This window comes from Paenibacillus sp. AR247 (assembly GCF_002968895.1).
In the GTDB taxonomy this organism is placed as follows: Bacteria; Bacillota; Bacilli; order Paenibacillales; family Paenibacillaceae; genus Paenibacillus_AQ; species Paenibacillus_AQ favisporus.
The window spans coordinates 33860-44012 of sequence record NZ_PCZT01000010.1 but is presented as its reverse complement, the minus strand read 5'-3'; the positions used below and the strand labels follow the sequence as shown (position 1 = coordinate 44012).

Annotated in this window: 11 protein-coding genes, 1 pseudogene and 1 other annotated feature; of the genes and pseudogenes, 3 read left to right on the top strand and 9 right to left on the bottom strand. The window is 47.7% G+C overall.

The window, feature by feature from the left end; translation table 11 throughout:
* Positions 1-175 (bottom strand): cyclic nucleotide-binding domain-containing protein (locus CPT76_RS40095; protein WP_258168706.1); only part of this gene is annotated, 175 nt, incomplete at its 3' end.
* Between the two features lie 114 nt (positions 176-289).
* On the opposite strand from CPT76_RS40095, the gene CPT76_RS19690 reads away from it, so the two are divergent.
* Positions 290-1252 (top strand): NAD(P)-dependent alcohol dehydrogenase, encoded by a 963-nt coding sequence (locus CPT76_RS19690; protein WP_105444166.1) that lies wholly within the window; start codon positions 290-292, stop codon positions 1250-1252.
* Between the two features lie 158 nt (positions 1253-1410).
* Here the strand turns inward: CPT76_RS19690 and CPT76_RS19685 are convergent, their stop codons facing one another.
* The 6 genes from CPT76_RS19685 to CPT76_RS19660 all read right to left on the bottom strand — a co-directional run bounded on the left by CPT76_RS19685 (position 1411) and on the right by CPT76_RS19660 (position 7147).
* Positions 1411-2277, bottom strand: coding sequence for a GNAT family N-acetyltransferase (locus tag CPT76_RS19685; protein WP_105444165.1), 867 nt, complete (start codon positions 2275-2277; stop codon positions 1411-1413).
* A 177-nt stretch (positions 2278-2454) separates the two neighbouring features.
* Positions 2455-2689 (bottom strand) — a binding site (T-box leader).
* 212 nt (positions 2690-2901) lie between these two features.
* A complete protein-coding gene (locus CPT76_RS19680) occupies positions 2902-4122 on the bottom strand; it encodes a multidrug effflux MFS transporter (RefSeq protein ID WP_105444164.1) in 1221 nt (406 codons plus the stop codon).
* A 249-nt stretch (positions 4123-4371) separates the two neighbouring features.
* Complete coding sequence (locus CPT76_RS19675) at positions 4372-4755, bottom strand: chromosome partitioning protein ParB (RefSeq protein WP_146116362.1); 384 nt, start codon at positions 4753-4755, stop codon at positions 4372-4374.
* A gap of 248 nt (positions 4756-5003) precedes the next feature.
* Complete coding sequence (locus CPT76_RS19670; protein WP_258168665.1) at positions 5004-5624, bottom strand: stalk domain-containing protein; 621 nt, start codon at positions 5622-5624, stop codon at positions 5004-5006.
* Between the two features lie 173 nt (positions 5625-5797).
* Complete coding sequence (locus CPT76_RS19665; RefSeq protein ID WP_105444162.1) at positions 5798-6718, bottom strand: GNAT family N-acetyltransferase; 921 nt, start codon at positions 6716-6718, stop codon at positions 5798-5800.
* Between the two features lie 84 nt (positions 6719-6802).
* A complete protein-coding gene (locus CPT76_RS19660) occupies positions 6803-7147 on the bottom strand; it encodes a winged helix-turn-helix transcriptional regulator (RefSeq protein WP_105444161.1) in 345 nt (114 codons plus the stop codon).
* A gap of 104 nt (positions 7148-7251) precedes the next feature.
* On the opposite strand from CPT76_RS19660, the pseudogene CPT76_RS19655 reads away from it, so the two are divergent.
* Both CPT76_RS19655 and CPT76_RS19650 read left to right on the top strand, forming a co-directional pair.
* Positions 7252-7643 (top strand): annotated as a pseudogene (locus CPT76_RS19655) (RidA family protein).
* An 84-nt stretch (positions 7644-7727) separates the two neighbouring features.
* Positions 7728-7949: a helix-turn-helix domain-containing protein gene (locus CPT76_RS19650; RefSeq protein ID WP_105444160.1), complete on the top strand. Its 222-nt coding sequence runs from the start codon at positions 7728-7730 to the stop codon at positions 7947-7949.
* A gap of 21 nt (positions 7950-7970) precedes the next feature.
* On the opposite strand, the gene CPT76_RS19645 is transcribed toward CPT76_RS19650, so the two are convergent.
* Both CPT76_RS19645 and argH read right to left on the bottom strand, forming a co-directional pair.
* Entirely contained in the window at positions 7971-8960 is a 990-nt protein-coding gene (locus tag CPT76_RS19645; RefSeq protein ID WP_308737637.1) for an N-acetylglucosamine kinase, read from the bottom strand.
* The coding region (argH, locus tag CPT76_RS19640; protein WP_105444159.1) for an argininosuccinate lyase at positions 8957-10153 on the bottom strand (1197 nt) is incomplete at its 5' end. The genes CPT76_RS19645 and argH, both read right to left, overlap by 4 nt.

Here is a 10153-nt window from a genome sequence, read left to right as displayed (position 1 = left end):
ACTGCCTTACACAGCCTTTCAAGATGAAATAGCATGCTGTAGGGATATCTCCTTGGTTAAAGAGTACGGTTCCCTTTGGAAACTCCTCCAAGCGGATTTCGTTCACTATGGCTTGCTGATCTTCCTTGCTAAGAGACGTCCATCTCGACATGTATTTGTACAGAATATCTTTCATTGTCTCCTGCCTTCATCTCCTTCTCCGCTTTTGCTTCTCTATCCATTTTCTTACGTTGGGGAGCCTCTTGTAAATGTCCGCTGCAGTAAAATTACCGTTAGGAGGGGGAAACCCATGAGAGCCATGGTTCAAAATTCGTATGGTCCACCGGAAGTGATTGTTATGCGAGAAATCGTGAAACCATCGCCTGGAAGTAAGGAGCTGCTCATACGTATTCAAGCTGCCAAAGTAGGGCCGTCGGACTGTGCCTTTCGCAAGGGCAATCCGTTTATGATTAAACTCTTATACGGGCTATCCAGGCCGAAATTTGCGGTAGGAGGAACTGAATTAGCTGGTGTGATCGAAGCGGTCGGTAAGGAAGTACAGCATTTTAAGCCAGGGGATCGCGTCTTGGGTATGAGTGTCAAAAACTTCGGTGCCTATGCCGAATATAAGTGTCTTTCCGAAGAGAGTCCCCTTGTGGTTATACCGGACAACATCGCATTTGAAGAAGCTGTCGGCGTCTGTGACGGGGGTGCTACCGCATTGACGTTTCTAAGAGATAAGGCAAAGCTGCGGAGGGGGCAGAAAGTGCTGATTAACGGCGCCTCGGGGGCTGTGGGCATTTACGCTGTGCAATTAGCCAAATTCTATGGCGCTGAAGTAACCGGTGTCTGCTCAGCCGCCAACGAAGATCTGGTTAGAAAAGCAGGTGCGGACTTCGTTATCGATTATACCCGGGAAGACTTTACGAAGGCAGTCAAAGCCTATGATGTCGTTTTTGATGCCGTAGGCAAACGCTCCTTCTCGGCTTGCAAGCACGTGCTTACGGCCAAGGGAATATATCTGACAACCGCGCCCAGGTTGTCGATCCTCTTTCAGATGATTCGGACATCTCTGTTTAAAGGCAAAAGGGCTGTTTTTGCAACAGCCGGACTGATGCAAAACAAAGCTAATTTGTCATTTCTCATGGAACTCGCCAACAATGGAACACTATGCGCCGTAATCGATCGTCGATATCTTTTAGAATGTCTGCCGGATGCCCACAAATATGTAGAGACCGAACGTAAAAAAGGTAACGTGATCATTCAGTTCTAAAGCACCTTTACCCTTTCGCTCAATAACTTACCGTTACTTATGGTACGGTACTCCACGCTACCTGAAACGGCAAGTTTTAGAGCCATCCTTTGCGGGATGGCTCTTTCTTTAAACTATCGTACCCGTTAATTCATAGAGGTTCTGTCCGCATCATTCTACTATTCAAATTTTAACTGGAGCGAATCACAAATTGGCATATAGCCTATCTTTTGATAGATGCTATTTGAAGTGGGATTTGCTAAGTCCGTATATAAGACGCACTTAGTAAACCCTTTATCCAATGCAAGTTGGCTTATTTGCGCCACAATTGAAGTAGCGTAACCCTTCCTGCGTTCATATGGAGGGGTATATACAAATGCCACACCGATAGCCGTCTCCATTTCCCTTGTATATCCTGCCATAGAAACGGGTATCCCGTTGTCCTCTAAAATATAGAGTTTTTTCGATGCTATTCGGTAGAGGTAAGGGTCTGCATCTTGCGGTATGGACATTTCTGTTTTGCCATAACTCCCCGCTGCATAAAATGCTTCAGCCCAGTATGGGAAAAAGTGAATATCCTTTTCATCTAGCAATCGAACGACACCAACCTTTTGAATGCCTGGGTTTACTGCTGTAAGTTCATATATACGTTGGCTCATGGATGTTTTAAAGGTGATTCCCTTGCGCAAGGTATATTCTTTGGCAAAATACTCTGCCAAGTTTTTCTCGGTTATCACACCTGGAATTTCACGGTCTTTCAGCCCATCTATCAGACAGTTTATAGCTTCTGGGTTAATTATGTTGTCTGTTGCATAAAGCGTAATATTGTGTGGAGGTGTCATGATGGCGGTAAGTTGTATGCCCTTAGCATCCGAAATAGTTGCCATAAGCCAATTTACAGGGTCACGCCAGTCTGTTTTGTCTTTTCCTTCATGCCCAATTATGATATTGCCAAGAGGAATCAAATTTTGTGCTTCATGACGCATCAACACATCATAGGTATCATTGTAGAACTCATGCACATCCGTATACAACTTGAATTGCATTACAATATCACCCTTTCATCCGCTCAGCGTTCTTCCATATTTCTTAAACTAATCGTTCCTTCTTACGGTTTGCTGATTTTTCGTCTGCCAATTTTTCCAAAGCTTCAGCATCATTTACTCATTCGATAACCTCCAATTTAATCATTAATTTATGAAGACGCAAAAAAACCCCATCCCATTAGGGACGGAGTTGCTCCGCGTTACCACCCTGATTGACGTTTATAATAAACGCCCTCTTAGCCATCGTCCAACAACGATGCTTCTTTGTAACGGTAGAATCCCGGGCCCATCTACTATAATTCGGGGGCCAGCTCTGAGGTGATTTTTTGATTCGGATATCCGCTGCCTCGCACCAACCGGCAGTTCTCTGAACAGCATTTCCGGATCTACTTGTCCTCTTCGTCGCTTTTGAAAGCAATGTTATTAGATACACTATAATACCAATGGAATATTATGTCAATAAAGAAAATCTAGCCCTCTTCCTTCCGTGGGATGTCACGAGGATGTTCTACTTAAAAAACGATTGTTTACAAATACAGCAGCCGGCTCATTGCCGGCTGCTGTTGTGTTGTTTTTAAGCTAATTGTTCTCCATAAGCTTTACTAACTCAGTCAGATCTAAAAATCAGGCTCGGATTTGAGCTTGTTGTGATGCACTCGGAGCTTTTCTTACCAGTCCGAAATAAGCGAGCATGGCTGCAGTGCTCGTCGCTAAAATAATCAGGCCTAGCGGAACGGCGGTGTTTTCACCGGCGATCCCAACCATAGGAGCAACCACCGCACCAAGCAGAAAAGGGATAACCCCCAGGAGTGCTGCAGCACTTCCCGCCATATTGGCCTGTCTCTCCATGGCAAGCGGAAAGGCCGCAGTGGATGTAATGCCGATGGAGCAAACAAAGAAAAACAGCGGGATGACCAAGGCGAACAGCGGACCATGGAATACAGCGACCACTAAAACGACGATGCTTGCCGATAAGGCTACCCATAGGCCAAACAGCAGAAAAGTCTGTTCGGATATGCGGTGCGCCATCCGTCCCACTAATTGCGAGCCTATAATCAAGCTGATGCCATTCGATCCGAAAAGCAAGGCGAAAACGGCCGGTGTGACGCCATAAATATTTTGATAGATAAAAGGCGTTCCTGAAACATAAGCAAAGACACCGGCGATCATAATTCCCTGTGCCAGCATGTACCCGACGAACTGGCGGTCACGCAAAAGATGTCCGTAGCTGCGCAGCTGGTTCGCGAAGTTGGGTTTCTCGCGTCTTTCCGTGGGGAGCGTCTCTTTCAAGCGCCATTTTGTCATCGCCCACAAGTAAATCCCCAGCAGAGACAGCGCGATAAACACGCCAATCCACGTTGTGAACGAAAGAATACCGCTGCCTGCAATCGGTGCAGCAAGTGGACCCAAATTACCGACAAGCAGCAGCAAAGAGAAAAATTTAGTAAGTTCGTGGCCGCTGTACAGGTCGCGGGCTATGGCTCGCGAAATGACGATTCCCGCGGAAGCGGAAAACCCTTGGGCGAATCGGAACAGGATCAGCAAGCCAATATTGGGTGCGAATGCGCAAGCTAACGAGGAGATGATATATACGGCCATGGAAATCAGCAGCGGGTTCCGCCGGCCATACACATCGCTTAGCGAGCCCATAACGAGCTGACCTATGCCTAGTCCAAGCAAACAAGCCGTCAGGCTAAACTGGACGAGTGACGCACTCGTATTGAAATTTTCTGCGATTTCAGGAAATGCCGGTAAATACATATCAATCGTAAACGGGCCTAACGTCGAAAATAAACCCAGCAACAAAGCCAGGCCGAAAACATTCCCTGCATTATTTTTGCTCATTATGAGTTGAATCTCCAATTCTAGTATGGTTTCTATTTACTGAAAATACATTTTTCAAACATGCTATGTTTTCTCCAATCTCCTTTCCTAGTCTTTGTTAGATTTACTGCGATTCCTTGATGTTTAGTTGAAGTATAAGGCCTAGAGTTAACTGTAAGTCAAGGATTATTGTTTATAAGCATAAAAAAAACCTCCTATTAGAGCTTTATTGCTAGCTTGCTTCTAATAGAAGGTTTTAAACATAATTCCTCATTGAATCACATCCGCCGTCGGCAATGAAATATATACGGCATCAATTTCACTTTTTTCATCCATTAATGCTTTTGCAATTCGATGTCCCCCATCAATTAATTGTCCATCTGAACATAATAATATGGGGTACTCCATGTTGGCGTTGATAATCCGCTGACAATGAAGCACAACATTGCGTATCGTTGGAATGGGTGTCCTCCTGCTATCTGCAAACCAACAATCCTGATCCAGTTCCTTTATTGAATCGATACTGATTTTATGAACGGGTAGGTTTTTGGATAACTCCCATAGTTTCTCTACATCCCAGAAATGTCGCCTTCCGTCAATCATCCTTCCGTGAATATGTTTCATTCGTGAAAGTAACTCTTCCACAATAATCACCTCGGTTTTTCATCTTATCAATAGACGATAGGGATGTTTAGTTCGTTCAGAACAGGCAAACATACCTCATTATGGCCCAATTATTTGCCTGCCCACATTCACATCGTCTACCTTCCATTGGTTATCAACCAATTTATAGAATACATAACGATCAACGAGCTCGAGATTGATAGGACCACTTTCAAAGTAAGCAGATTGGTGCATTCTCGCAGCTGTAGTGCTGTCGTAGGTAATATTGGCCATTTTTGTTAGTATAGCGTATTTTTAATGCCATTGCTGTAAATAATCTTGTTTATAAACGAGTCCGTGAAATACGGGCTGAAATAGGTTCGAATTTGCGAAAAGCTTGAGAGATCGGTGGCTTCATTTATCTTTGCATTAAGTACGTTTATTCTCTCCTGACTCATTCTCCAAGGCTTTAGCGGCTCTGTATGGATAAAGACCTGCTGCAGACCGATCGTAATGGTTGCTTGTCGTTCTTGTTCGGACCACAGCGCGGTTCCGCCAAAGGCTTCAGCAAAAACACGTGCTGGAATATAGGTTGTTCCATTATCAATTCTTGCTGGCACATCAAGGCTGAGAGCAGCGTTATTTAATAAAGCCGTACGAGAATTAACATGCAGCAATAGCTCTCGTTTGCCACGAATAATCGTAATGCTTTTTTTGGCCTGGTTCCAAGTCACTTCTGAATTGAATTTCTCTGAAACAGCACGTAGTGGAATCAGTATTCGTCCATTTTCAATTTTCCCATTGTCAACCGTATTTGAAAAATTATTGGCGAAGCTTATCGCTGAATTACCGATTAGTAAGGTACACACTAATGAAAGTGTTAGTGCGATTTTTGTTTTTTCATAGATGATTACTCCCACGGTTCTATTATACTTTGGACCCTAGCTCCATTCTGTAGTCCAAACTTCTTTGCGATATACTCTCTTCAGTTAGGTAAACGCAATCCAAATGGATAATGTTGCGGATAATCATTAGAAATATACCAACTGTATCATATTCCGCAATACCAAGCCTGCCGAAATAGGGTAATCTGCTAAGGCGAGAAGATCGCTTCATAATGAATTCTTTTATATTCCTCTTGAAAACCAAATTTTGTATAGAGCCGCTTAGCCGCGTCATTTTTACTTTCTACGCTTAACCGCACATCTACCGCACCTGAATGCTGAAGTCTCTGTAATATTTCGGATAACATCGCTTCCCCAATACCACGTCTGTGCCATTCACGCTTTACTGCAATTGTCGGTATTCTAGCATGAGTTCCTCTCAGTGTAGAGCAGAGGAGGCCAACCGCTTTCCCTGTTTCATGTGCACATAGCATATAAAGATTTTGGGAAAAGCCCGTTCCCTGAAATTCGTGAATGACACTCTCAACCGTTTTGTTACCACCGAATGCATTGTTATAAATCTCTGCCCAAATTGGAGCATCCTCTAGCGTAGGGGGACGGAATTTAAATTCTAATGGAGGGCTCGAAACTTTGATGTGGTTTAGGTCGTTTAAGCACAAAATACCCAGGCTGTTTTGCTCCTGCATGCCAAAATTGGCACCAAGAGCGGTTTCTCCAGAAATACTCGTGAGTGCACGATGAATAAAGTGAATTGGATTCCCCTCTTGCCTTGCGATGTCTTCCAGTCGTGTGAAAATGAACTTAAACATTGCCGTACCAATGCCTCGTCTACGCCAATCAACGTCCACCGTCCCGTAACAATATACGGAAATGTGTGTAGTTCGTTCAACAAAACATAAAGAAAAATAACCGACGGTTGTCTGTCCAAGATCAACAACAAACGTGTTATCCCGGATTCGTTCCCCGGGTTCATCTAAATCCTGCTCAAACGCTTCGGCCGTTAGCCCGTTCAACATATGCAATGGGTCACGATTAATCATGGTTACAATGTTTGCTGTATCTGACCGTTCATGCAGGCGAATTACCAAGTCATCATCCGAAAATTTCATTCCTATTTTGCCTCCAATGCATATTTACGAATTATAACAACGCAGCCGGCGTTGAACTAACGTTTCCCGTTAATTGAAAGCCACTCATGTCTTCGGTTGGTTTTTTACTCCCCACTCGCATAACCCTTCCAAAACGGGTAAGAGTGTCTCCGCTTTCTCTGTAAGGCTGTACTCGACTTTTGGAGGAACTTGAGGATACTCTTTCCGTTTCACCATCCCATCCGCTTCCAATTCTTTAAGTTGTGAACTCAATGTTTTAAAAGTAATAGCCCCGATCTGTCTCTTCAGATCATTAAAGCGAACCGTTTGATTTTCTGCCAGGAGGTAGATAATCACCATTTTCCATTTGCCGCCAATAACGGATAATGTGTATCCAAAAGGTGTATCCTGAACATTTTTAACTTTGCCTTTATACTCAGCCATACTCATATTTGCACTACCCTTTCTGATAGTACCTATCAATAAAGTGCGTACTATATTTTATTTTTTCTCATCTTATACTTGCCTTACTTTGAAGTAAAGGAGAGAAAAAAATGACTACAGTGAAAACCTACAATCACGATCTTTGGGATCACGGCATCACCCAGGGCTATAGCGTCAACGGCACCATTTACATTTCGGGACAATTTTCCCACGATACAGAGGGAGCATTTGTTGGCGAGGGAGATATCGAAGCACAGACCCGGCAGACGCTGGAAAATCTGGATCGAGTACTCGAGTACTGGCGGGATTTGGTGTCACAAAGTCGAACCTGGCTTATGTTGAGATCTATCTGACAAACGCGCAAGAGCACTTCGAGCCTTGCATTCGGCTGTTCAAGGAATACATCGGACAACACAGGCCGGCCGGCAGCTGCATCGGCGTAACATATCTCGCGTCTCCTGAGCAGCTGATCGAAATCAGAGCCGTCGCACACACGAACTAACTCGGCTAACGTGATTGGCCGGACTGCAAGGGCGCAGCATTTACGAAAAAAGACTGAACGCTCTATTACGGGCTTCAGTCTTTTATTGACGATCGACCAAGTATTGATTGCAGTAAGCGGAGCGTCGGTGAACTAGAGAACGGAGAAAAAGCGCCTTCTATGCAAACAGTGATTGCATTAGCAAAGGCGCTTCAAGCTAAGCCATTGGTCTTTATTAAAGGGTATGGGACAAGATGGTCCTCGGCAGTCTACTACGAAACACTCCCCTTCCCCAGCAGCCGCATCCCCTGCGCAATCACCCCGTAAATCGGCTCCATCTTTGCCTCGTCAACGCTGGCCAGAGGCGAGATGGAACGGATTCGTTCCGCCAATCGGCTTCGCACAAGCGGAATATTCTGCAGCACGCCTCCCTGCAAAATCAGGGCGAAATGGCTCTTCCGCTTCAGCCAATCCGATTCTTTCGATCACGGCCCGGGCCCCTAGAAACAACTCGTCGGCAGCAGCCTCGAGAATCATACGCGCAGACACGTCTCCCTCCTGCTCCGCTTCACTCACGAGCTTGCTGAGCCCGGCTGTTTTCTCCACGCTGTATGCCGCGGAGTAGGCCCAGTTGAACAGTTCCTCTTCCGTGCGCAGCTTCAGATGATGCAGCAGCTTAACCGTTAACGCCGTGGCGCCGCTCCTTCCGTCATATCCACGTAGTGCGGCGATAATGGCCTGCTTACCGATCCAATAGCCGCTGCCTTCATCGCCGACACGGTGGCCCCAGCCGCCGGCACGGGCGCTTTCACCGCTCTTGTTAATCCCGTACACGATTGAGCCGGTACCGGCAATGACCAGAATGCCGGGGGCACCGCCTGTGGCACCTAGTAGAGCGGCCACGCCGTCATTCTCCACGATGATGCGGTCGGCCTGCACCTGCGTGTTTCGAAGCGCTTCATGGACAAGCTCCTCAATCACCTGACGGTCATAGTCAGTATCCAGGCCGGCGAGGCCGAACACCGCGCAGGCAACATGCAGCGGTGACTCTACTGTTACGGCAGGTGAAGGATCTTCGGCCTGAGTAGGGAGAGGAGCAGCATCCCCGTCAAACGCAGACTGCGTATTCCCTTGAATATCCAGATCCGCCAGCTGCCTCTTGGCTTCCTCGATTGCACGCGTAAGCTCAAGCGCCGCGGCTTCGCGCCCTACTCCCTGGTAGTTGCATGATCCCGCACGCCCGCTCGCCAGCACCCGGCCCTCGGCATCCGCAAGCACGGCCAGACACTTCGTCCCCCCGCCGTCTACGGCCAGCAGAGGAATTGTTGCTATGTTCATCGGCTGCCGCTCCAGCCGGCCAAGATGTCATCCAGGTTCTTCAAGGCTCCGTCTGCCTGTTTGCGGGCTGCGTCCAGCCATTGCTCCTGAGTCTGCTGGGCCCCTTTCCGCTTCGCGATCACGCTTTGAATTTCCGAAGGAGCAGGCCCGCCGGGTAGCGTACGGATATCCACAAAATGAACCGGATCCAGCGCCATTCGCAGCTGCTCCTCCGTCAGCGCAAGCTTCCGGCCGATGACCTGCAGCGCGATCTCATTGACCAGCTCCAGCGTAATTTGGTTAGCGGCAAGTCCATCGGCGACGGCACGCTTCACGAGACGGCTTACAATATGATGGGAGCTGCGGAACGACAAACGGTCGGAGCGCACCAGCGTATCTGCAAGCTCGGTCACCGTGGCAAAGCTGCCCTCGGTCCGCTTCCGCAGCACTTCCTTATTGACGTCCACGGTCCCGATGACGCAGGAGAGCAGACGATACATTCGTTCCAGCACCTTTAGCGCCTTCCAGGCATAAGGCTGCATGTCGTCTTCCGTATCGACGATATCGCCGAATGGCGTGTTGTGCATCATGGTCAGCACGGTTTGGGTATTGCCGACGCAGCTGGAGAGCAGCGCGCGCATATGCTCGAACGATACCGGATTTCTCTTCTGCGGCATGATCGAGCTGATTTGCACGTAAGGATCGGCCACGCGCAGCATGCCGAATTCCTGTGTACACCACAGCAGGAAATCCTGCGACGACCTGCCCAGGTTAATCGCGGCCAGCTGCACGGCCGTCATCATCTCGCCGACATAATCGGCACCGCCAATCGCGTCGTAAGAGTTATAGATCAGCTCGTCGAAGCCCAGCAGATCCTTCACCCGCTCCCTGCTGATGGCGAAGCCGGATGTGGTCAATGCTGCCGCCCCCATGCTGCTTCGGTTGCAGTTGGCATAAGCCGCCTGCAGCCGGCGGATGTCGCGGTCCAGTGAATCGGCCATCGCCAGAATATAGTGTGCCAACGTCGTCGGCTGCGCCTGCTGCGTATGCGTATACCCGATCATGATCGTGCCCTTATGCTCCTCTGCAAACGAAAGCAGCTGACTCTTGAGTGCAAGGGCTCCGCGAAGCGTTACGAGCAGCTTCTCTCGCAGCACGATTCGGTAAATCGCGATGCCCATATCATTGCGGCTGCGGGCCAGATGCAGATTGTC